General features: G+C 72.2%; 20 protein-coding genes and 1 pseudogene. 16 read left to right on the forward strand and 5 right to left on the reverse strand.

What is annotated here, in order from left to right; genetic code table 11:
• Positions 1–24 precede the first annotated feature (24 nt).
• From ACWCPN_RS24940 to ACWCPN_RS24960, 5 genes are all read left to right on the forward strand, one after another.
• Positions 25–1,065, forward strand: coding sequence for a GlxA family transcriptional regulator (locus tag ACWCPN_RS24940; protein WP_451210087.1), 1,041 nt, complete (start codon positions 25–27; stop codon positions 1,063–1,065).
• 155 nt (positions 1,066–1,220) lie between these two features.
• Entirely contained in the window at positions 1,221–2,057 is an 837-nt protein-coding gene (locus tag ACWCPN_RS24945) for a hypothetical protein (protein ID WP_451210090.1), read from the forward strand.
• Between the two features lie 187 nt (positions 2,058–2,244).
• On the forward strand, positions 2,245–3,978 hold the full coding sequence (locus tag ACWCPN_RS24950) for a SpoIIE family protein phosphatase (protein WP_451210092.1): 1,734 nt from the start codon (positions 2,245–2,247) through the stop codon (positions 3,976–3,978).
• A 237-nt stretch (positions 3,979–4,215) separates the two neighbouring features.
• A complete protein-coding gene (locus tag ACWCPN_RS24955; protein ID WP_451210095.1) occupies positions 4,216–5,337 on the forward strand; it encodes an aminotransferase class V-fold PLP-dependent enzyme in 1,122 nt (373 codons plus the stop codon).
• Positions 5,338–5,444: 107 nt separating this feature from the next.
• A complete protein-coding gene (locus ACWCPN_RS24960) occupies positions 5,445–6,656 on the forward strand; it encodes a PP2C family protein-serine/threonine phosphatase (RefSeq protein WP_451210534.1) in 1,212 nt (403 codons plus the stop codon).
• A gap of 141 nt (positions 6,657–6,797) precedes the next feature.
• On the opposite strand, the gene ACWCPN_RS24965 is transcribed toward ACWCPN_RS24960, so the two are convergent.
• Positions 6,798–7,748 (reverse strand): helix-turn-helix transcriptional regulator, encoded by a 951-nt coding sequence (locus tag ACWCPN_RS24965; RefSeq protein WP_451210098.1) that lies wholly within the window; start codon positions 7,746–7,748, stop codon positions 6,798–6,800.
• 71 nt (positions 7,749–7,819) lie between these two features.
• On the opposite strand from ACWCPN_RS24965, the gene ACWCPN_RS24970 reads away from it, so the two are divergent.
• From ACWCPN_RS24970 to ACWCPN_RS24985, 4 genes and pseudogenes are all read left to right on the forward strand, one after another.
• Positions 7,820–8,206 carry a VOC family protein gene (locus ACWCPN_RS24970; protein WP_451210100.1) on the forward strand — a complete coding sequence of 129 codons (387 nt, stop codon included), beginning with the start codon at positions 7,820–7,822 and terminating at the stop codon, positions 8,204–8,206.
• A gap of 276 nt (positions 8,207–8,482) precedes the next feature.
• Positions 8,483–9,214 (forward strand): dienelactone hydrolase family protein, encoded by a 732-nt coding sequence (locus tag ACWCPN_RS24975; protein WP_451210103.1) that lies wholly within the window; start codon positions 8,483–8,485, stop codon positions 9,212–9,214.
• A 113-nt stretch (positions 9,215–9,327) separates the two neighbouring features.
• Positions 9,328–9,741 carry a cytidine deaminase family protein gene (locus ACWCPN_RS24980; RefSeq protein WP_451210106.1) on the forward strand — a complete coding sequence of 138 codons (414 nt, stop codon included), beginning with the start codon at positions 9,328–9,330 and terminating at the stop codon, positions 9,739–9,741.
• A 139-nt stretch (positions 9,742–9,880) separates the two neighbouring features.
• Positions 9,881–9,977: pseudogene (locus tag ACWCPN_RS24985) on the forward strand.
• An 84-nt stretch (positions 9,978–10,061) separates the two neighbouring features.
• Here the strand turns inward: ACWCPN_RS24985 and ACWCPN_RS24990 are convergent.
• Positions 10,062–10,907 (reverse strand): RNA polymerase sigma factor SigF, encoded by an 846-nt coding sequence (locus tag ACWCPN_RS24990; RefSeq protein ID WP_451210109.1) that lies wholly within the window; start codon positions 10,905–10,907, stop codon positions 10,062–10,064.
• Between the two features lie 287 nt (positions 10,908–11,194).
• Here ACWCPN_RS24990 and ACWCPN_RS24995 point away from each other — a divergent pair, with 287 nt between their 5' ends.
• Positions 11,195–11,611, forward strand: a complete 417-nt coding sequence (locus ACWCPN_RS24995) for a hypothetical protein (protein WP_451210111.1) — start codon at positions 11,195–11,197, stop codon at positions 11,609–11,611.
• A 984-nt stretch (positions 11,612–12,595) separates the two neighbouring features.
• On the forward strand, positions 12,596–14,092 hold the full coding sequence (locus ACWCPN_RS25000; protein ID WP_451210114.1) for a cryptochrome/photolyase family protein: 1,497 nt from the start codon (positions 12,596–12,598) through the stop codon (positions 14,090–14,092).
• A 14-nt stretch (positions 14,093–14,106) separates the two neighbouring features.
• Here ACWCPN_RS25000 and ACWCPN_RS25005 read toward each other — a convergent pair whose 3' ends face one another.
• A complete protein-coding gene (locus ACWCPN_RS25005) occupies positions 14,107–15,354 on the reverse strand; it encodes an NAD(P)/FAD-dependent oxidoreductase (protein ID WP_451210117.1) in 1,248 nt (415 codons plus the stop codon).
• Between the two features lie 182 nt (positions 15,355–15,536).
• Between ACWCPN_RS25005 and ACWCPN_RS25010 the strand changes: the two genes are divergently transcribed.
• The gene (locus tag ACWCPN_RS25010) at positions 15,537–16,169 is read left to right on the forward strand and encodes a glyoxalase (protein WP_451210120.1); all 633 of its coding nucleotides are present in this window, start codon (positions 15,537–15,539) and stop codon (positions 16,167–16,169) included.
• 101 nt (positions 16,170–16,270) lie between these two features.
• On the opposite strand, the gene ACWCPN_RS25015 is transcribed toward ACWCPN_RS25010, so the two are convergent.
• Together ACWCPN_RS25015 and ACWCPN_RS25020 are read right to left on the reverse strand one after the other, a co-directional pair.
• On the reverse strand, positions 16,271–16,441 hold the full coding sequence (locus ACWCPN_RS25015; protein ID WP_199209256.1) for a hydrophobic protein: 171 nt from the start codon (positions 16,439–16,441) through the stop codon (positions 16,271–16,273).
• 145 nt (positions 16,442–16,586) lie between these two features.
• Positions 16,587–17,870, reverse strand: coding sequence for a phosphatase PAP2 family protein (locus ACWCPN_RS25020; protein ID WP_451210537.1), 1,284 nt, complete (start codon positions 17,868–17,870; stop codon positions 16,587–16,589).
• A 679-nt stretch (positions 17,871–18,549) separates the two neighbouring features.
• On the opposite strand from ACWCPN_RS25020, the gene ACWCPN_RS25025 reads away from it, so the two are divergent.
• The 4 genes from ACWCPN_RS25025 (at position 18,550) to ACWCPN_RS25040 (ending at position 23,000) form a co-directional block, all read left to right on the forward strand.
• Positions 18,550–19,110: a hypothetical protein gene (locus ACWCPN_RS25025; protein WP_451210123.1), complete on the forward strand. Its 561-nt coding sequence runs from the start codon at positions 18,550–18,552 to the stop codon at positions 19,108–19,110.
• Positions 19,107–20,282, forward strand: coding sequence for an MAB_1171c family putative transporter (locus tag ACWCPN_RS25030; RefSeq protein WP_451210125.1), 1,176 nt, complete (start codon positions 19,107–19,109; stop codon positions 20,280–20,282). The genes ACWCPN_RS25025 and ACWCPN_RS25030 overlap by 4 nt, the downstream gene beginning before the upstream one ends.
• Before the next feature lie 76 nt (positions 20,283–20,358).
• Entirely contained in the window at positions 20,359–21,513 is a 1,155-nt protein-coding gene (locus ACWCPN_RS25035; protein ID WP_451210128.1) for an MAB_1171c family putative transporter, read from the forward strand.
• Positions 21,514–21,545: 32 nt separating this feature from the next.
• Positions 21,546–23,000: an FAD-dependent oxidoreductase gene (locus ACWCPN_RS25040; RefSeq protein ID WP_451210132.1), complete on the forward strand. Its 1,455-nt coding sequence runs from the start codon at positions 21,546–21,548 to the stop codon at positions 22,998–23,000.
• Positions 23,001–23,006: the final 6 nt, after the last annotated feature.

The raw sequence follows: 23,006 nt of genomic DNA on the forward strand, positions 1-23,006 counted from the left end.
GCCACTATGTGACAGGATCTGGCCATGGGTGAGACGCGGACATCGGAGACGACGGGCACACCGGACCGGGCGGTGGAGGCCCCGCCGCGCCGGCACCGGATCGCCGTGCTCGCGCTGCCCGGCGTTCCGCCCTTCGAACTGGGTATCCCCTCCCGCGTGTTCGGCAGTGTGGAGGACGCCGAGGGCCGTCCGGTCTACGACGTCACCGTCTGCACCGCCGACGGTGCGCCGGTGCTCAGCGACGCGGGATTCACCGTGCAGCCCGCGGCCGGACCCGAGGCCCTGGCCGCCGCGGACACCGTGATCGTCCCGCCGACGCATGCCATGCCCGAACTGGGCCGGGGCGGGCCGCTGCCGCCGGAGGTGACGGCGGCCATCGCCCGCATCCGGCCCGGCACCCGGCTGGTGTCGATCTGCACCGGCTCCTACGTCCTGGCCGCGGCCGGGCTGCTCGACGGCCGGCCGGCCACCACGCACTGGAACCTGGCGCCGGAGTTCCGCCGCGCCTACCCGAAGGTCAGGGTGGACGAGGAGGTGCTGTTCGTCGACGACGGCGACGTGCTGACCTCGGCGGGCGTGGCCGCCGGTGTCGACCTGTGCCTGCACATGGTCCGCCGCGACCACGGCGCGGCCCTGGCCAACCGGGCAGCCCGCATGTGCGTCGTACCGCCGTGGCGGGACGGCGGGCAGGCCCAGTACATCGACCGTCCGGTCCCCGAGCCCACCGTCGCCAGCACCACCGCCACCCGGGCCTGGGCGCTGGAGCACCTCGGCGAGCCGCTGTCCCTCCTCCAGCTCGCCGATCACGCCCGGATGAGCCTGCGCACCTTCACCCGGCGGTTCCGCGACGAGGTCGGCATGACCCCGGTGCAGTGGCTCACCGCGCAACGCCTGGAACTGGCCAAGCAGTTGCTGGAGACCACCGACCTCTCCATCGATCTGGTCGCGCACCGGGCCGGTTTCGGCTCCGCGAACTCCCTGCGCACTCACATGCGCACCACGTTCGGGGTCTCCCCCGCCGCCTACCGCCGCGCCTTCAGCCCGAACGATCTCGTGGCGTCGTAGCTCCTCGGCGGCACCGGTGGGGCCGCACGGGCGCCGCGTTCGCCCGCGTCCCCTCGCCCTCGGCCCGAGGGCTCACCACCCTGTGGGTTCCCGCCGCCCCGGCCGGTCGGCGTTTCGCACGCCGACCGGCGCGGCCCGCCGTCTAACCTCGACGCGTGGGGCAGCCGGAGCAGCGTGCCGAGGGCGCGGGACCTTTCGTCACCAGACGGACGTGGCACCGTCCCGGCGGCGAGACCGTGGTGTGGGAGTCGCGGACCGCCCGGCGGCGCGGAACGGTCGCCGTCCGGCCCCCCGGTGCCGCGCCGAGCCGTCAGGCCCGCGCGGACGCCGTGTCCGTGGGCCGGCTGCGCCGGCTCAACGCCGTCGCGGCGACCGCCTTCGTCGTCGGCGGAGCCCTCTTCGCGGTCGGCGCGGGCATCGCCCAGTTCGGCTCCGGCGACGCGCTCAGGTGCGCCTCGGTCTACTTCGCGGGTGGTCTGTTCTTCAACACCGGCGGCTATGTGTCGCTGCTCCAGGTGATCAACGCGCCGGTCCACACCGAGGGCCGGCTGGTGACGCGCGGCTGGCGGTGGTGGAGCTACGAGCCCATGCGGGTGGACTGGCTGAGCGCGTTCGTCCTCTTCGCCGGCACGCTGGTGTTCGCGGTCAACCTGATCGACTCCTTCCTGCGGGGACTGAGCGTTCAGCAGATCAACCGGCTGATCTGGGTGCCCGACGTGATCGGCTGCGTGCTGTTCCTGGTCTCCGGGCACCTGGGCTTCGCCGAGATCTGCCACCGCGGCCGCCCCTGCGCCCACCCGCGCAGTCTCGGCTGGTGGATCGTCGCCGTGAATCAGCTCGGCTCCGTCCTGTTCATGGTCTCCGCCCTCGCCGCCTTCACCCGCCCCGCCACCGGCAGCCTCGTCAACGCCGACATCGCGAACTGGGGCACGCTCACCGGCGCCCTGTGCTTCTCCGTCGCCGGCGTCCTTCAGCTCCGCGAAAGGCCCTGACCCACCCGGGCCTAACCACTCCGTGTGCCGGTGCGCCACGCACGGTTTCCGGCCGCCGGAGCGGCATACACGGCTGGATTCCCGTCAGCAGCGGGGCACACGGGGTACAAGAGACAGGCAGGGGCCTCGCACGCGCGTTCAGGAACAGCACGGAGGCTCGCGATCCGATGACCTGGAGGCGAGGGACATGGGGCGGCCGGAGAACACGGAGACCCGCCATGAGCGGTTCCGGACGGCGCCCTCCTCCCGGCTGGCCGGCGCACTGGAGGACATCGGCGCCGGTGCGTACGCCGTCGACGAGCAGGGCCGTATCGTCGCCGTCAACGCCCGCGCCGGACGCCTGCTGGGCCGGGACGCCCAGGATCTGATCGGCCAGGACGCCCATGACCTGCTGCACCGCGGGTCACGGGGGCAGCGGCTGCCCGCCACTCAGTGCGGCATGCGGCAGGCTTTCCACTCCGGGCACCCGGCACACGGCCCCACCGACTACTTCGCCCACGCCGACGGCACCCTGCTGCCCATCTCCTGGATGCTCACCCCGTACGACATCGGGGACGCCGCGAGCGGCACGCTCGTGGTGTTCCACGTCCTCGAACGACCGCACCCGGCCGGCCCGCACCCCGACGAGGCGGCCGAGACCCTCAGCGACCTGGAGCGACTGGCTCTCCTGGCCGAGACCACCACCCAGCTGACCTCCACCCTCGACGTCGACGAGGCTCTGCGCCGGCTGGTGGGCCTGGTCCTGCCCCGGCTGGCGGACTGGGCCGTCATCGATCTGATCACCGAGCGCGACGAGGTGTGGCGTACCGCCGTGGTCCAGGCCGGGGGCGGCGCCCTGATCCACCACGAGGAGCTGCAGGGACCCATGCCGCCGGTACCGGAGACGTCCCTCATGCCCCTGTCAAGGGCGCTGCGCGGCATCGCTTCCACCCTCGCCGGCCCGGAGACCTACCGTGTCGCCCCGGACTCCGGCATCGCGGTCGAGCAGCGTCATCTGTTCGACGCCACCGGCATCCGCTCCGCCGCCATCGCACCCATCCGCAGCACCCGGGACGTCCTGGGCGCGCTGACGCTCGGCCGAGCCGGGCAGCCGGACGACTTCACCGTCGCCGACCTCACCCTGCTGGAGGACATCGCCCGGCGTGCCGGCCTCGCCCTGGACAACGCGCGCCTCTACCAGCGGCAGCGCGCGATCGCCGAGACCATGCAGAACCATCTGCTGCCCCAGATGCCGCGCGTGCCCGGCCTGCAGATGACGGTGCGCTATCTGCCCGCACCGGACGCCTCGCAGGTCGGCGGCGACTGGTACGACGCCTTCACCCTCTCCGACGGAGCCACCGCGCTGGCCATCGGCGACGTCGTCGGCCACGATCTGGAGGCCGCCGCCGGCATGGCCCAGCTGCGCAACATGCTCCGCGCGTACGCCTGGTCCCAGCAGAAACCGCCCAGCAGGATCGTGGACCGGCTGGACGAGGCGATCATGCCCATCACCGACGTCGCGATGGCCACCCTCATCTTCGCCCGGCTGACCCGTACCGGCGACGGCCGCTGGGAACTGTCCTGGACGAACGCCGGTCATCCCCCGCCGCTGCTCATCACCCACGACGGCCTGACCGAATACCTCACCGACGGGCACGGAATCCTGCTCGGTACCGGAACCGCCACCGACCGGCCCGACGCCACGATCACGCTGCCGCCGGACAGCACCCTCCTGCTCTACACCGACGGACTCATCGAAGCGCCCGGCCGCACCCTCGACGAGGGCCTGGACGAGCTGCGCCAGCACGCCGCGGCCCTGGCCCACCGGCCGCTGACCTCCTTCACCGACCGGCTCCTGCGGCGCGTGCGCCCGCCGGGTCTCGACGACGTCGCCCTTCTCGCCCTGCGCACACCGCCGGGTCCCCCCGCGCACCACTCGTAGCCGAGGGCGGTGCGGAGCGGCCCCCGTGGCCGCACCGGCGCGGAGGCGGCACCCCGGGGCCGCCGGGGCGGCACGCGGCGCGTACCGTGCGAGCGGGCGGGGGCGCGCACGAGGGTGACGGGTGAACCCGAGGTCACCGGCCGGATCGCGGTACCGCCCCGCCCTGGGCACCCGCCGCCCGCGCCGTCGCACCCACCGGTCCCGCCCGTACTGCCGAGCCCGCCGTGAAAGGATCCCGTGCTCACCTCCTACGCCGCCCATTTCGACACCCCCGCCGGCTACCTCGACTTCGCGCGGTTCGGGCCGCCCTCGCGCGACGTCGTGGCCGCCACCACGCGCGCGATGAGCGAGTCCGCGCAGGCGGGCCACACCACCGTGGACGACCTGATGCGCGCGGAGGAGACGGCACGCACGGCCGCCGCCCGGCTGGCGGGGAGCGACGCCGAGCACACCGTGCTGCTGCCCAACGCGTCCACCGGTCTGTTCCACGCGGCCCTCGGGGTCCGGGAGGGTGTGGTCCTCGTGCCCCGCACCGACTTCCCGGCGAACCACTATCCGTGGCGGCGCACCGCCGAGCTGGGCCGGGCCACGCCTCGGTGGCTCGACCCGGGCCCCGGCGAAGGGGTCACCGCCGACCTGGTCCGCGCCGCCCTCACCGACGACGTGGTCGCGGTGTCCGTCAGCGCCGTCGACTTCCGCACCGGTTTCCGCGCCGATCTGGCGGCGCTGCGCGAGGCGATCGGGCCAAACCGGCTGCTCGTCGTGGACGCGATCCAGGCGTTCGGCGTGACCGACATGGTCTGGGAGGCGGCCGACGTGGTGGTCGCGGGCGGCCAGAAGTGGCTGCGCGCCGGCTGGGCCACGGGCTTCGCGACCCTGTCCGACCGGGCCCTGCACATGCTGGAGCCCGTCCTGACCGGCTGGACGGGTGTGACGGAAGCGGGCGTGTTCGACGGCGCGGAGCATTCACCCGCCCCCGACGCGCGGCGGTGGTCCGTCACGAATCTCAGTCCCGTGACGGCCGCGGCGTTCGCCGCCGCGCTGGACCTCGTCGAGCGGCACACCGTGCCGGCGATCGAGGCGGCCATCGCCACGCGGATCGCCGAACTAACCGAAGTGGTCCGCCGGCACGGCGGCCGGGTCCTGTCCCCCGCCGACCCCGCCCGGCGTGCGGGCATCCTCTCCTTCACCATTCCGGGTCACGAACCGGCGCAGGTCGCGAAGGCGCTGCACGCCGAGGGCATCGCGCTGACCGCCCGGGAGAACTCCCTTCGGCTCTCCCCGCACGCCTCGACCCCGCCCGAGGTGTCCGAGCACCTCGCCGCCGCGCTCTCGGCACTGCCCGGCCGGCGCTCGTGACACCGGCCCGGCCCGGTGACGGGCACCCGGGCCGGGCCGGTGTCACCGGGCCCGCGCATCCGGGCCGGGCCGCGGGGCACACGGAGAAGAGGAACGGGGAGGTGGGTGTGTTCGACGAGGACGGCTTGGGCCTGGACGAGGTGTTGCGGGCGGCGGAGGACGCCGCACCGGTGGAGTCGGTGGACGTGGTGGCCCGAAACCTGGAGAAACGGTATTCGGCGGCACAGGTGTCCTTCCTGCTCGTGGACATGCTGGGCCGGGAAGCGGTACGGCTGCCCAGAGCCGGCACGGCGGCCCAGGGCCGCGGCGAGCCGGAGCGGATGGAGCTGGCGGGCAGCGTCTACGACCTGGTACTGCGCTCCCAGCGGCTGCACCAGGAGGACGACGGCGGGGCCGGCTACCGGCTGGTGGCCCCCGTGACGAACCGCGGCGACTGCATCGGCGTGCTGGAGATGGTGGTGCCGCAGGTGGACGACACGGTCCGCGAGGCGGTGGCGCGGGCGGCGCACGCCCTCGCGTACATCGTGGTGACCGACCGGCGCTTCACCGACCTCTACCACTCGGGGCGGCGTACCACCGCCATGAGTCTGGCTGCGGAGATCCAGCACCAGCTCCTGCCCTCGGCGCCCTGCTGCGAAGCGGCCCAGTTCACCCTGGCGGGCGGTCTGGCACCGGCCGACGACATCGGTGGCGACACCTACGACTACGCCCTCGACCAGGACGTTCTCCACGTGTCGATCACGGACGCGATGGGTCACGACACGGCGTCGGCGCTGCTGGCCACGCTGACCGTCAACGCCCTGCGCGGGGCTCGCCGCACCGGCCGCGGCCTGTTCGACCAGGCGAACGCGGCGCACCACGCGATCATGACCGCCGGCCGCGGCATGACGACCGGCCAGCTGCTGCGCGTCGAGCTGGACTCCGGCGCCGTCGAGCTGGTGAACGCCGGCCACCCCTGGCCGCTGCGGCTGCGCGACGGGCGGGTCGAGGAACTGCCGCTGAAGGTGAACCTGCCGTTCGGGGTGCCCGCTCCGGTCGCCTACGAGGTGCAGCGGTTCCACCTCGAGCCGGGTGATCGCCTGGTGCTGATCACCGACGGCATGCTGGACCGCGAGGCCGCCGCGATCGATCTGCCCGCCCTCATCAAGGACACCGGCGACGAACACCCTCGCGAGGTGGTCCGGACCCTGACCACGGCGGCCGTCGACGCGTACGGGGGGAGCCTGGCGGACGACGCCACCACCCTGGTGCTGGACTGGCACGGAAGTCACTCGGGACTGCGCACCACCTGCGGCGGCTCCAACACCAACTCCCGCTGACGGCACGGCTGGCTACTTCGCCGCCGCGCAGTCTGCCTGCCGCGCCCACGTCATCGACGAGGCCGAGCTGCCACGCCGCCAGCCGGCGCACTTCCAGCCCGACGGCGTCCTCGCCCCGACCGGGGCGACGGCGGCGACGCGTCACTCCTGGGCCTCCATGAGGCGGCGGGTGCGGTCGAGCAGGGCCTGGCGCACGGCGTCCGGCGCGAGGACCCGGAGCGGTGTGCCGAGGCCGAGGAGGTACCGGGCGAGGCCGTCCGGGTCGGGGCCGCCTATGTCGACCAGGGTCGCGTCGGGGCCGTCGGGGCGGTGGGTGCCGATCGTCGCGGGGACGAGCCTCAGCGCCGCGTCCATCGGGAGGGGGAGACGGACGGTCGCCGAGAGCGGGTAGGGGCCGTTCGCGATGTTGCGGGAGACCAGGCGTGCCGCGTCGGGCGGGTCGGAGAGGTCCGCCGGACGGCCGGTGGGCTGCAGCCGGTCCACCCGGTCGGCCCGGAACGTGCGCCACTCGCCGCGCTCCACGTCCCGCGCGACGAAGTACCAGCGGCGGCCGGTGCACACGAGACGGTACGGGTCGACGTCGCGGAGCGTCGCCCTCCCCTGCGCGTCGACGTAGGACAGCCGGGCCCGCTCTCCCCGCCGGCAGGCGACCGCCAACTCCAGCAACAGGCCCGTCGCGATCCGCGGCCCGTCGGCCGTGGGAAGGCTGACGAAGGCGTCGTCCAGGTCACCGAGCCGCTCCGCGATCCGCCGGGGCAGCACCTGACGCAGCTTCAGCAGGGCCGAGAGCGCGGCCTGGTCACCGCCCGCCGCGTCGCTCTGGGCCGCCTCCCGCAGACCGGCCGCGACGGCCAGCGCCTCCTCGTCGTCGAGGATCAGCGGCGGCACCTGAGAACCCGCACGGAGACGGTAGCCGCCCCAGGGACCGGCCTCGGAGTCGACGCTGTAGCCGAGCTCGCGCAGCCGGGCGACGTCCCGGCGGACCGTGCGGTCCGTGACCTCCATGCGCTCGGCCAGTTCGACGCAGGTCCACGACGGCCGGGAGGACAGCAGCGACAGCAGCCGCAGCAGGCGGGCGGAGGAGCTGATCACCCGGGGAAGTTTTCCACACCACGCCACAACCAGGACCGGAACTGTCCGGGTCACGTCCTAGCGTTCCCTCCATGAGCACGGACACCACTTCCGCACCCGCGTTCCGCTACGCCGCCGTCACCTTCGACTGCGCCGACCCCGCCGAAATGGCCCGCTTCTACGGCGAGTCGCTCGGCATGTCGGTCCTCTACTCCAGCGACGACTTCATCCTGCTCGGCAGGGAGGGCTCGACCGGCCTAGGCTTCAACCGCCTGGCCGACTACCGCCCGCCGACCTGGCCGGACCCCGCCCAGGAGAAGCAGGCCCACATCGAACTGGGCGTCGACGACCTGGACATCGCCGAGAAGCGCCTGCTCGACATGGGCGCCACCAAGCCCGGCTTCCAGCCGCAGCCGGAACGCTGGCGCGTGCTGCTGGACCCGGCCGGTCATCCGTTCTGCATCACGACCCTGGTCTGACCCGCGCCGGTGACTCACCGGCATCGCGTCCGGCGGCCTCGCCGTGCCGCGTGCCGGTGAGCCGGGTGCCGGTGAGCCGGGTTCCGTCTGTCGCGGGCACTTCACGCTCGCCGTGTCGTTGCGCGATGTGGGTGACGACCTCGTGATAAATTCGGCGCCGTCGTGCGCCACTGCGAACCGAGGAGGTGAGACCGATCAACGCTTCGACAGGTCGGGACTCCCTCTCTCGCACGGTCCTGGGAGTGCCCGCGTAAGGCATTCCGAAAGGCCAACGCCATGCGCTTCACTTCCGAGACGTCGTCCGACGGCGTCACCGAACGAATCTTCCACCTCGGTGAGATCCCCGGCGTGCTGTGGACTCCGGAGGACGCCACACAGACGCGTCCACTGGTCCTGATCGGACACGGCGGCGGCCGGCACAAGAAGGCCCCCGGCCCCACGGCCCTGGCACGCCGCCTGGTGACCGAGTGCGGTTACGCCGTGGTGGCGATCGACGCGCCCGGCCACGGCGACCGGCCCAGACACGCGGAGTACGACCGGCTCGCGACCGAGAATCAGGCACGTGTCGAATCGGGCGAGGAACTGGGCCCGCTGATCGCCGGCTTCCACGCCCTGGTGGCCCGTCAGACCGTGCCGGAATGGCGGGCGGTACTGGACGCGGTCCAGGAGCTCGCGTACGTCGGTCGCGGTCCGGTGGGCTACTGGGGTGTGTCGCTGGGCTGCGGGCTGGGAGTCCCCTTCGTCGCCGCCGAGCCCCGGGTCCGTGCGGCGGTGCTGGGCCTGGGCGGCGCGTCGGCATCGGCGGAGGTCGCCGCACGCATCACCGTCCCGGTGGAGTTCCTGCTGCAGTGGGACGACGAGCGGGTGCCAAGGGCGGCGGGCCTGGCCTTGTTCGACGCCCTGGCGTCGGCGGACAAGACGCTGCACGCCAACCCCGGCAAGCACGGAGACCTCCCCGCGACCGAACTGGACAGTTCCCTGCGGTTCTTCGCCCGGCACCTGAACTGACGCCGCCGGGGTCAAAGACGCGTGCGCGCCGATCGGAGCCCGCCGCGGATATCGGCTTGCGCGGCCGCGTCATGCGGGTCAGGGTCACTTGACACCGGAAGAAGGCGGAGCAGATGACCACGCAGGACCACCCCGTGGACCACGAACTCGTCCAGGCCGCGGCACAGGTCGCCGCCACGCGCTGCCGGGGCGACAACCACACCATGGCGGCCGCGGCCCGAGCCCGGGACGGCCGGATCATCACCGCGGTCAACGCCTATCACTTCACCGGGGGCCCCTGCGCCGAGCTGGTCGTCATCGGCGCGGCCGCCGCCCAGGGGGCGTACGAGCTGGAGAGCATCGTGGCCGTGGGCGACCGGGACCGAGGGGTCGTCCCTCCGTGCGGCCGCTGCCGTCAGGTTCTGCTCGACTACTTCCCCACGCTCCGGGTCGTGGTCGCCCACGGTGACGGCGTCCGGGCGGTTCCCGTCCCGGATCTGCTGCCGGAGACCTACGTCTGGGCCGACCACCAGCTCGACGGCGAGTGAGCCGGCGCGGCGCCGGGTGAACGACGCGGATCGCGTGCCCGCGACGACGGGTGCCGGGGCCGCGTCAGCTTCCCGTCAGCGGTCTCCGGCAGTCTCGTACTCGTGAACGGCACGGGAACGACGCCCCGGCCGGACGCAGGGAGAGGTGCCCGGAGTGGTTGATCGGGGACCAGCGAGCTCGCCTCACGGTCGGGCCTCCTCGGAGGTCCACGCAGGTTCGAATCCTGCCCTCTCCGCAGCGCACAGCCGTCCGGCGGAAACAGACACGCCGGAGGCCCGTCACACAGGTGACGGGCCTCCGGTACGCGCGGGGCGAGAGGTCAGTGGTTGGTGAGCATGCCCTCGCGCAGCCGGGCGAGGGTCCGGGAGAGCAGGCGCGAGACGTGCATCTGCGAGACCCCCAGGCGCTCACCGATCTGGGCCTGCGTGAGCTCCTCCACGAACCGCATGTGGATGATCTGCCGGTCCCGCTCACTGAGCCCGGCGATCAGCGGGGCCAGGGCGTGGAAGTCCTCCACCAGCCCCAGGGCCGCGTCCTCGGTGCCGATGAAGTCCTCCAGCGCGGCTTCACCGTCCGCACTGCCGTTGATCGTGGCGTCGAGGGAGGAGGAGTTGTAGCCGTTCGCGGCCAGCCGGGCCTCGCGCACCTCTTCCTCGGACAGGCTCATCAGCTCCGACAGCTCCTTGGCCGACGGCATGCGGCCCAGGCGGCTCTGCAGTTCCTCCGTCGCGCGGGCCAGCTGCACCCGGGCCTCCTGCAGGCGCCGGGGCACGTGCACGGCCCAGGTGGTGTCGCGGAAGAACCGCTTGATCTCACCCACGATGTACGGAATGGCGAACGAGGTGAACTCCGCCTCCCGGGAGAGCTCGAACCGGTCGATCGCCTTGATGAGGCCGATCATGCCGACCTGGACGATGTCCTCCATCTCCTCCGCGCCCCGGCTGCGGAACCGGCCGGCCGCGAAGCGGACGAGGGACATGTTCATCTCGATCAACGTGTTGCGGGCGTACTGGTACTCGGGTGTGCCCTCTTCCAGCACCGCCAACTGGTGGAAGAACAACCTCGACAGCTCGCGGGCGTCCCTGGGGGCCACCCGGGAGGGGTCGGCGACCTCCGGCAGCTCCGCCGTCCGCGTACCTCTTGCCACCATGCTCGTGGACGTCATGCTTCCCCTCCCAGATCTCCGGACCGCCACTGTTGTCTTCACCACCGCTGCTGTTCAGTGGTCGACGGCCGATGACGCAGCGCGTACCCCCTCATCCTGCACCCACGCCTGCCACTCGCACCAATTTGCGGAACCGGTGGCATGCCGTGCGTCGGGGCGCCGGAACGGCGGGCTCCGACTCCGCCGGCCGGGTGCGGAAGACAGCGGTCGGGTGCGGACCCGCTCAGGCTCGCGGGAGGTCAGCAGCGCGTGGAATGCTGACCCGAGCCACAGGGAAGGGACCGCCCATGACCGACCGACTTGACGAGACCGGCCGACGCGGCCCCGAGCCGCGGCCGGATCTCGTGCAGCGCGCAGCGCCGTTCCTGCCCGCCGGCAGTGAGATCCGGCAGGCGTTCATCTGCCAGAGCGCGCCCAACTTCGGCTTCTTCGTCATCACCTACCTCACCGGTCTGACGATGCTGACCAACACGTACCGGTGCGTGGTCGTCACCAAGGACGCCATCTACGTACTGGACAGCAGCAAGATGTCCGGCGGCGCGAACCCGCAGCGGCTGGCCGGGACCATGCCGCGGGACACCCGGCTCGGCCCGGTCACCGGCCGCTGGGGGGAAGTGAACATCCTCGGCAGGCGCCATTGGGTCCACACGCGGTTCCACGACCAGATCGCCGCCGCCGACCGGGAGGCCGGCTTCACCCGGTAAGGGATGGCACGCGGAAAGCTCCAGACCGGTGCGGTCCGCTGGCAGATGCCGCTGAGCTATGCGAGATCACGGTCTGATGCCGACCGCGTCCACCGCCGCAACTCGCCGTACCCCGGGGCCGTTTGCCCGCACGTGTATGACGAGCACCCCTTCACCACCGGCACATCCCGACTCCTGGGTTCCTACTGGCTGGAGTCCCCCAACTGGCATCGTCCGAAGCCCTGTTGCAGCTTCGCGCCGCCTCCGCAACGGCGTGTGGTGAGCGGGGTGCGCCTGGCCCGGGCCGCGCTCACCGTGACCGCGTACGCCCTCATCCTCACCGCTCTCGCCCTCACCGCCACGGGCTGACCTCCCGCGTCACCGCTCGGGCCCGCCGAACAGCGCGAGACCGTGGCGGATGCGGAACCGGCGGGCGTGGGCGGCGGTGACCACGGCGGTCAGGGCGAGCAGCAGCGGGGACTGGATCCGGGCGAGCAGGGGCAGCCTCGTTCGTGTTCTGCCGTCGTCCCTGTCATGGCTGCCCGTCCCTTCCCTCGTATTCCGCCCGCCAGGGGGCGCCCCGCCGGGCGGTGCGTCTGCCGCGCCCGGCTTCCCCGAGCCTCGGCCGGACGGAACCGGCCCACGGACCAACGCTAGGTAGGGGGCGGTTGGAGGCGGATCGGAGCGGGGGTGGAGAGCAGGGGGAAAAGACCGAAGGCACGGGTCGCGGTCTCCACCGGCCGCACCGCACCCCGGGGTGGAGAGAGCCGCCCCTTCGGCCGCCTGGTGGCCCCGATCGAGGGGCGTGTCGCGCCCTGTGCATCCGGCGCCCGGCTGCCCCGGAAAGTGTCTGGTGGACGGTCGTCCGCCGCCGCCCGGCCGTGACCGGTCGACAGCGGTCCACGGCTTCGACCCCATGCCTTCGACGGGAGACACTCATGCACGACGACGGCCGGTACGCACCGCACGCCCGCTGCCACGACCGCGGCTGAACGGGGACACGCCGTGCACTGGCTCTTCGGCGACCAGCTCGGGCCGCACTTCCTCACCCCCGGCGACGACGGCCCCGGTCGGGACACACCGCTGCTGATGATCGAAGCACGGTCGGTGTTCCGGCGCCGGCGCTTCCACCGGGCCAAGGCGCACCTGGTGCTCTCCGCCATGCGTCACCGCGCGGCCGAGCTCGGCGACCGGGCGGCCTACGTACGGGCCGACACCTACCGGGAGGGACTGGAGCGCGCGGCGGGCGACCGGCCCGTGACCGTCCATCACCCGACGTCCTACGCGGCCGCACGGCTGGTGCGCTCACTCCCCCAGGTCACCGTGGGCCCCGCGCGGGGCTTCCTGGTCCCCATGGAGGACTTCGCGACGTGGGCGGACGGGCACGGCGGAAAACGTCTGCGGCAGGAGAACTTCTACCGGTGGGTGCGCCGGGGACACGACCTGCTCATGGACGGCGACGCCCCTGTCGGCGGCCAGTGGAACTACGACCACGACAACCGGCAGCCGCCGCCCCGCGACGAACCGTCCCTCCAGGTTCCGGCGCCCTACCGTCCCCGGGAGGACGAGATCGACGACGAGGTCCGCCACGACCTCGACCGCTGGGAGAAGGACGGTGACGTGTCCTTCGTCGGGCGTGACGGCCCCCGCTTGTTCCCGGCGACCCGTGCCGAGGCCCGGGCCGCCCTCAAACGGTTTCTCTCCCACCGGCTCGGCACTTTCGGTCCCTACGAGGACGCCATGCTCGCCGCCGACCCGGTGATGAGTCACAGTTTGCTCTCCTCCTCGCTCAACCTGGGCCTGCTCGACCCGGCCGAGTGCGTCGAACGGGCCGAGGCGGAGTGGCACGCCGGCCGGGCGCCGCTCAGCAGCGTGGAGGGGTTCGTCCGGCAGATCGCAGGCTGGCGCGAGTACGTGTGGCAGCTCTACTGGTACTTCGGCGAGGACTACCGTGACTCGAACGTCCTGCGCCACACCGCCCCGCTGCCGGAGTGGTGGAACGAGCTGGACGCCGACGCTCTTGAGGCACGCTGTCTGCACACCGTCCTGGAGCAGGTACGGGACACGGGGTGGACCCACCACATTCCCCGGCTGATGATCCTCGGCAGCCATGCGCTGCAGCGCGGCTGGGACCCCGCCGCGGTCACGGACTGGTTCCACCGCTGCTTCGTGGACGGCTACGACTGGGTCATGGTGCCCAACGTCGTCGGCATGTCCCAGTACGCCGACGGCGGCCGGATGACGACGAAGCCCTACACCTCGGGCGGTTCGTACGTGAACCGCATGAGCGATCTGTGCGGACCCTGCCGCTACCGGCCGGGCGAGCGGACCGGTGAGCACGCCTGCCCCTACACCGCCGGGTACTGGGCCTTCCTGGACCGGCACCGGGAACGGCTCAGCCACAACCAGCGGATCTCACAGCCCGTGCGGCAGCTGGACCGGCTCGCCGATCTGGCCGAGGTACGCCGGCAGGAACGCGCGCGGGGCGACTCGCCTCCCTGAGTACGGCGCGCCGGTCACGCGCGCGTGAGGTCGCTCAGCACCTCACGGGCGGCCCGCGTTCCCGACGCCAGCGCACCCTGCACGGAACCGGTGGCCCGGTGGTCCCCGCAGACGTACCGGCCCGGAGCGAAGCGCGTCGTGCGGCTCAACGGCCACGGCGGCCGCATCGCGGGCAGGGCTCCCTCCACGGTGTACGCGGCGACCTGCCGCCACTCGCCGGTGTCGGTGCCGTAGAGCTCGGCCAGGCGCCGCAGTACGGCTCGGCCCGCCTCCGGGCGGTCGGGTCCCAGCACGGAGGTGGAGATCAGCGCGGTGCCGGGCGGCGCGTACGCGGGTACCACCTCGGTCAGGACGCAGGTGTTGAGCACCGCTCCGCTGCTGTCCACCACCAGGGTCGGCTCGGCCAGCGGGGATCGCTCGGCGGCGTGGTAGTAGGTGGTGACCGTGCGGCTGTCCGGCGCGGCCGAACCGGGCAGCAGGCGGGCCGCCGTGACGGCGTCGGTCGCCACGACGACGGACGTGGCGGGCAGCTCGCCGCCGTCCGCGAGGAGCACCCCGGTGGGGGTGACCGCGGTGACCGGGGTCTCCAGCCGCAGCACGCCGTCGGGCAGGTCACGGGCGAGTCGGGCGGGTACGGCGCCGATACCGTCGGTGGGAAGACAGAGCGTCCCGCGGGCCATGCTGCGCCAGACCAGGTGGAAGAACCGGCCGGACGTCTCCAGTTCGTCCTCCAGGAACACACCGGAGAGGAACGGCCGCAGGATCTCGTTCACGGTCTGCGCCGAGACTCCGGCGCGGGACAGGGTCTCGGCGGTGGAACGGTCCGCGCCCCGCTTGAGGGCGCCGGCCGGCAGCAGGGTGTCCCGAGCGGTGAGTGCCCCGAGGGCCGCGAGGTCGCGGGCCGGCAGGACCCGCCCGGGCAGCAGCGCCGCGGCGTCCTTGGGCCGGCGGGTCGGGTCGGCCAGGCGGACGGGGCCGTTCGAGGTGTGCGCGACGACGCCGGGGGTGAACGGACGCAGCCGCAGACTCCTCAGGTCGAGGCGTCGCTTCACCTGGGGGTAGGAGGTGTTGAACACCTGGAAGCCCCGGTCCAGCAGGAATCCGTCCCGCCGGTCCGTGCGCATGCGGCCGCCCACGCCGTCGGACGCCTCCAGGAGCGCGACACGCCGACCGGCGTGGCACAGGTCCAGTGCGCAGGCGAGGCCGGCCAGCCCCGCGCCGACGACGACGGTGTCCGGCTCCCCGCTGGGCCGAGTCATCATGGTCCCCTTCCTTCGCCCCGGACACCTGTACCCCGAAAGACGCGGCAGACCTCGCGGCGCGCCCACCCGAGTTCGCGGTGGCACCCGTTCCGCCCGCACGGCGGTGCGCGGCGGACGCCGTCGAAGCACATCGGTCAGTTTTCGAGAAGCCCTGGCACCCGGTCCTTGCCTACTGTCGAGGCATGACCTCCTTCGACTCCGTCACCCTCGAGGTGGCCGACGCCGCGGCCGCCGCCCGTTTCTACGCCACCGCCTTCGGGCTCGACTCCTCGCGGGTACGGCTGCGCGCCTGTGAGGAGCCCACGAGCGGCTTCCGCGGCTTCACTCTGTCGCTCGTGGCGGCCCAGCCGGGCGACGTCGACGCCCTCATCGGGGCGGCCGTCGACGCCGGCGCCACCACCCTCAAGCCCGCCTCGAAGTCGCTGTGGGGGTATGGCGGTGTCGTCCAGGCCCCGGACGGCACGATCTGGAAGATCGCCACGTCGGCGAAGAAGGACACCGGGCCGGCCACCCGCGCCTTCGACCAGCTCGTGCTCCTGCTGGGCGTCGAGGACGTGAAGGCCAGCAAGCGGTTCTACCTCGAACGGGGCCTCACGGTCGGCAAGAGCTTCGGTGGCACGTACGTCGAGTTCGCCGCCGGACCGGAGTCAGTCAAGCTCGCCCTGTACAAGCGCCGCGCGCTCGCCAAGGACGCGGGACTGCCCGCCGACGGCACCGGATCCCACCGGCTCGTGCTCTCCGGCACCGCAGGCCCGTTCAGCGACCCCGACGGATTCGTCTGGGAAGCGTCCGCCCCGCTGACGGCCACCGCGTGAGGAGAGCTCCCTCCGCCCGCACACACACCAGGGGCCCGGCCGTTGCGGCCGGGCCCCTTCCACGGTTCAGGCGTGGCGTGTTCTATGCGTCGGGATGCTTGTTACCAGCGGTACCAGCGACCCTTGCGGCCGCCGCTGCCCGCGGGCCGGACCACGAAGCCCAGCAGCCATACGACGAGAACGATCACCGCGATCCACCACAGTGCCTTCAGGGCGAAACCCGCGCCGAAGAGAATCAGGGCCAGCAGAAGAACCAGAAGCAGGGGAACCATAGTTATCAACCTCCTGGCCACCGAATGCCCTTGGTTCACCTTTACAAGCGCACGAATTTGCTGGTTTTTTCAAGGGAATGAAGGGCACGTGCGCATGTCGCGCCGTTTCCGCGGGCGATGGGCGACGGGGCCGCCTCCAGCGGGCTCACGCCGGTTCGGGTTGCGGTTCCGGCTTCGGGACCGGTACCGGGGCCGGGTCCCAGAGTCTGGTGGTGCGTACGTATCCGTGGATCACCGAGGCCATCGCCAGGACGAGCAGCGGTCCGGAGACCCATGGATACCGGGCCATTTCGACCGGCAGGTAGCGGTAGGAGACCAGAAGCGCGGCGAAGACGGTCGTGCCGTGGACGACGATCCGGGTACCCGTGCGGTCCCAGCCGCGCTCCAGCGAGCGCAGGGCCGCTTCGATGGTGAGCGTGAACACGACGCCGGCGATGAGATCGGCGCCGTAGTGGTAGCCGAATCCCAGGGTCGCGGTCAGCGTGGCGATCAGCCAGAAGGTACCGGCGAAGCGCAAGAGGCGGGGGCCCTTGCGGGAGTGGAGGAAGATGGCGGTGGCCCAGGCGGTGTGCAGGCTGGGCATGCAGTTGCGCGGGGTGATGCCGTCGAACGCCATGTGGTGCGGGCCGGTGACCGCGGTCGCGGTGTCCGGCCACAGGTCGGCCACCGCCCAGTGCCCGCCGTCGGCACCGTAGGCGAAGACCGGTCCCACCACCGGGAAGACCATGTAGACGGCGGGTCCGAGGAGGCCGATCACCAGGAAGGTGCGCACCAGGTGGTGGCGCGGGAAGCGGCGTTCGGCCGCCACGTTGCGGAGCTGGTACATCGTGACGACCACGGCGGCGACCGCGAGCTGGGCGTAGACGTAGTCGAGCGCGTGGGCGCCGATCGGCCCCGTGGCCCGGACGAGCCGGCCCACCACCCAGGACGGGTCGCCGAGCGCGTGGTCGGCGGTGGCCACGTACTGGTCGAGCACCGTCGGGCGGGTCTTCGACGTGATGACCAGCCAGGTGTCGCCCGTCTTGCGGCCGGCCACGAGCAGCAGACCCAGTCCGACGCCCTTCAGCAGCAGGACACGTTCGGGGCCGGTGCGGCGCGTGACCGCGACGACCGCACAGCCGAGGAGCACCCACAGCGCGCCGTTGCCGAAGGGATGCCCCTCGGTCAGATCGGCGCCCGCCGCCCATCGCACCAGCAGGATGACGGCGTCGATGCCGATCGCGGCGCACACCGCGATGATCCGCTGCCGCCAGGTGAGCACGACCATCATCAGCGCCATGCTGGCGTACAGCAGGAAGCCCGATTTGGGCGGGAATATCACCTCTCGCGCCTGATTGGTGATCGGTCCCGCCAGTCCGTAGTGGCGTGCCGCGATCTCCAGCGCGACGAGGAATCCGAGGGTCACCACGCCCGCCGTGACCCACAGGATCGTCCGGGGTTCACGCCACGGAACGGACTTGACTCTGCTGTTTATTCGCGTAAACACCCGCGATGTTATAGGTATCAACTTTTTGGCCGATTTGTTGGTTTTCAGGTAAGTGGGTCGCTATTCGTGCCGGATGGCATGTTCTTCCGGTGCGGAACGGGCGTCGAACGTGCTCGTCCTGGGCCGGATCATGCTATCGGAGGGGTGCGGGTGGATTTGAGCGATAAGTGGCCGAGCTGGGGCCGGGGTCCGGTGCGGGCCGGGCCGGTCACTCCACGTGGTGATCCCGACGGTGACATCACGGAGTGTCAACTGCGCCTGATGAATGGGGCAGTGGAAGCAGTGGATGGCGCGGTAGATGCTGACACCGGCGGGCAGCCGCGGGACCTTATGGATACCCTCACGTCAGGCACGTTCCCTGATCCAAAGCTACGCGCCCGGGAGAAGACTCGGTGGCAGCAGACGACGCCGGCGTCCGAATGGCCGGAGCCCCGGAACTCCTTCAGCATGCCCACGGACGTCGCGAGTCGAGCGGCGTACGCGGCACGCCCCCGATCCCCGCCGCCCCGCACGGCCCCGCCGTGGCCCCGGGCCCGGCGGCGTCCCCGATCGCCCTGGACCGCCGATGAGTTCACCGGCCCGGCTTCGCCGGTGGCACAGGCTGCGCAGGCGCGACAGGGAGATGCGTCAGCTCGCCGCCACCCTCATCGACCCCATCAGGGAGAGGCTGCGGGCCACCACCGGCGCGGGCGGGGGCGCACCCGGCGACGGAGCGATCCTGACCGCCGAGGACCTGTTCGCGGCCCTGGTCGAGTCCGCACGGCAGTGGCGCGGCGACCGGAGGCTGGAGGTGCACCGCGTGCCCATCCCCCGGGAGTTCAAGGCGACGGGAATGTGGCTGGAGCGTACGGACAGGGACGACGTCATCATCGAGCAGGGCGCCGAGATCTGGCACCAGGCGCAGATACTGGGTCACGAGTTGTGGCACATGCGGCAGCGGGAGGGCTTCGCCGCGGAGCAGCGGGCCGACGGTGGCTGCGGCCCCCTGGAATCAGGGCACGAGCACGGCGCCCAGCCGGCTGCCGCGCGTTCCCGCTTCGACGACGATCCCGAGAAAGAGGCCGAGTTGTTCGGGATCCGGATCGGCCAGCAGATGCGGGCGCTGATGGAGCGGGACGTGATCACCGGGGAGACGGCCCGCCGCATCGCCGATGCTCTCAACTATCGGGGAAACCGGAAATGAGCGGGGCGATAAACTACGTCAGCTGCGGTCTGCTCTGGGTCGGGCTCCTGGCCAAGCTGCCGGATCTGATCCGGCATCGCGGCGAACTCTCCCAGCGCGCCATCAACGGGGTGCTGGCGTTCGCGTCACTGTGCTTCCTCTTCGGGGCGCCCCCCTCGGTCGGGGTGATCAACCGGGTCAGCGGCGTGCCCAACCTGGCCGCCCCGCTCACCTACGTCTCGATCACCGCGTACAGCGCCTCGCTGCTGATCCTGATCGCCTGCTGGCGTGGCGGCCCGACCGTACGACGGACGACGCGGCGCTGGATGTGGGGCTACGCGGCCGTTCTCGCCGGTATCGCCGTCCTGTTCGCGCTGGGCACGGCACCGCGCGAACGGCGCACCGACTTCGACACGTACTACGCGACGACACCCTGGATCGCGGAGATGGTCGTCCTGTACCTGGTCGCGCACCTGACGGCCGTGACGGTCAGTGCCCTGTGGTCGCTGCGCTGGGCCTTCGAGGCGGAGGTACGCGAGCGGCCCTGGCTGCGGGCCAGTCTGCTGACGATAGGCACCGGCACCGTGATCACCGCCGGGTACAGCGTCTCGAAGCTGATCGCCGTCGCCGCGCGGTGGTCGGGCCGGGACTGGTCGGTGCTCGCTACGTCCGTACCGCCCGTCTGCGCCGGCCTGGGGGCGCTGCTGACGGTGGCCGGGGTGCTGCTGCCGATGGCCGGCTACCACCTGTCGGCGTGGCGGGACTTCTTCCGCCTGTCGTCCCTCGACGCCGCGCTGGACCCGGTCCTGCGCGACCGTGCCCTGCGGGTGGAGCGGCCCCGCTCCCCCTTCCTGTGGGGCACCTGGCGCCGGAGCACCATCCTCAACGGCCTCCACGCGCTGGAGACGCTCTTCGACACACGGCTCTTCGACGAGGTCCACGACGCGGAGCTCACGAGGACGGGCGACCGGGAGCGGGCCGTCTCCGCGGCGTGGGCCGCCACCATAGCGGCGGCGGCGCAGCGAAGTACCCAGCCCGTACTGGAACCCGTCGGCGCACCCACCCGGCTCTCGCACCCCCGCGACTCCGAGGCCCTGGTCCTGATCGCCGACGCACTCAAGAGATCCGCACGCGTGGCGCGGGCCACCGCCCACGTCGCCGGCCGGGCCGGACCGGCCCGGCCGCGCGTGTGACGACGACCGCCCCCGTCCCCCCGCTCTCACCCATCCCCCCACGCAGCAAGAGGACCTGAACGGAGTCCCCCACCCCATGAGTCTTGTCGTGTATACGGCGGCTGTCCTTCTGGCCCTGGCCGCCATGCTGCTTCGCCGACCACGCACGACTCCCCGCTCGCCCCTGACCGTCGCCACCCGGGCCACCACGTTCCTCGCCGCCGTCTGCTTCGTCTGGTCGGCGCCGGTGACCCTCGCGGCGGTCAACCACGCCACCGGCGTCCCCAACATCGGCGCCCCGCTCACGTACGGCTCGATCTCCGCCTTCAGCTGCTCGCTGATCATCCTGCTGATCCACTGGAGAGGCGGGCCCCCGGAGCGGATACGGCGCATGGTCCGGATGACGGTCGCGGTCTACGGAACGCTCGTCGTCGCCATCGTCGTGCTGTTCGCCCTGGCGGACGCGCGCACGGAGCGGCTCACCGATCTGGACACCTACTACGCGAACACCCCGTACATGAGGGAGATGATCGCTCTCTACCTCGTGGGGCACCTGACGAGCACCATCGTGCTGAGCGCCGTCTGCCTGAAATGGGCGCGCGACGAGGTCACCGGCCTGCTCCGGATCGGTCTCAGACTGATCCTCGCGGGCCTCCTGGTCGACTCCCTGGGGTTCACCCTCACGAAGGTGACCGCGGTCGCCGCGCGCTGGCTCGGGTACGACCTGGACGTCCTGTCGACCACCGTGGCGCCCCCCGCCGCCGCTCTCGGTGCCCTGATCTACTCCGCCGGCTTCGTGCTGCCGCGCCTCGCGTCCGCCGCCGCGGCGGAGCGGCAGAGCCTGGCCACCTACCGCGCGCTGAAGCCCCTGTGGCCGGCGGTGAAGGACGTGGCGACGGCGCCGAGGGCGGAGCCGACCTGGTGGCAGTTGTGGTGGCAACTGCCGAGCAACCGCCTCTACCTGCTGGAGGCGAACATCCGCGACGCCCTGCTGCAGCTCACCGCCCACTTCGACCAGCGGGTCGGCCGTAGCGCGTACGCGGCGGCCGTCCAGCGCGGCGAGCGGCAGGACCGGGCACGTGCCGCCTCGGAGGAAGCGATGATCATGGACGGGTTACGGCGTGCGTCGGGCGAGGGCGCCGGCCCCGCCGACCCTCCGGAGAAGTTCCGCATCACCATCGATCTGGTTGAGCTGGCGAACACCGTGCACCGCCTCCGCAAGGCGGCGCCGGAGCGAATAGGCACCCAGTGACGCAGTCCCACGACCATTACGAGGAGCACCCGTTGCCGCACAAAGCCGTCGTGATCGGAGCCGGCACGGCCGGACTGGTGGCAGCAGCAGCGCTGTCCCTGGCGGAACCCGCGCTGCGGGTCCATGTGCTCGACCGGGACGAGCTGCCCCAGGGCCCCGAGAACCGGCGTGGTGTCCCCCAGGGCCGGCACGCCCATCTGCTGATGGCCGGCGGGCTGTCCGCGATGGAGGCGCTGTTCCCGGTGAGCGTGCGCGACCGCCTGCTGCAGGCGGGGGCGCACGAGATCGCGCTCGGCAACGGGATGCTGGCCCTCACTCCGGACGGCGGATGGTTCCACCGCTGGAAGCGCAGCGGCCCGCACATGATCACCTGCACCCGTGCGCTGACCGACTGGGTGCTGCGGCAGATCCTCCTCGAGACCCGGGCCAACGTGTCCGTCCACCAGGCCTCCGTCGAGGGGTTCCTCGGCGACGCACGGCACGTCCGCGGCGTCCGTCTCGGTCCGGGGGCGGACCCCGGACTGGGCCGCGAACTGGAGGCGGACCTCGTCGTGGACGCCAGCGGCCGCGGTTCGGGCAGCCTCGCCTGGCTGGCCGGAATCGGGATCGCCGGCGTCGAGGAGAAGAAGATCGACTCCGGGCTCACCAACGCCACCCGGATCTACCGGATCCCGCCGGGTGCCGAATCGTTCCCGCTGACCTTGGTGCAGGCGAACCCCTACGACGGGCGCCCCGGCCGCAGCGCCATGGTCCTGCCCATCGAGGGCGACCGGTGGATGGTCAGCGCGGCCGGCACCCGGGGCGGGGAGCCGCCCCGGGACGCCGAGGGCTTCCTGCGTTACGCCCTCGACCTGCCGCACCCGATCATCGGCCACCTCATCTCCGGTGCCGAACCGCTCACCGACGTGGCGGTCAGCCGGGGCCACAGCACCGACAACAACCGCCGGTACTTCGAGAAGGCGGACCGGTGGCCCGAACGCCTGATCGTCCTCGGTGACGCACTGGCGACCTTCAACCCGGCCTACGGACAGGGCATGTCGGTGGCGGCGCTCGGCGCCCAGGTGCTGGCCCGGGAACTCCAGCGGCACGGCCTCACCGGCGCCGGCCTCTCCCGGCGCGTCCTGCGCGGTGCGGCCCGCCATGTCGACACGGCCTGGTCGACCGCCGTCGGGGTGGACGTCCTCTACCCGGGCGTCGTGGGCGCGCAGCCGGGAGCCGCCGACCGCGTCGCGGCCTGGTACACGAACCGGCTGACCCGCGCCGCGACCGGCACCTACGAGGCGGCGTCGGCACTGTGGGACGTCACCAGTCTCACCGCGCCCGCCACCCGCGCGCTGCGGCCCCGGGCCCTGTTCGCGGCCCTGACCGGGCCGGCCCTCCCCCGGACGCTCGAACCCCCGTTGCAGCCCTCGGAGCAGCGGATACTCGACCGGCTCACCGGCGCCGCACACCGGCCGCCCACGCCCCGGCCCAGTCACACCTCATGACCCGAC

Source organism: Streptomyces sp. NPDC002386, assembly GCF_053593175.1.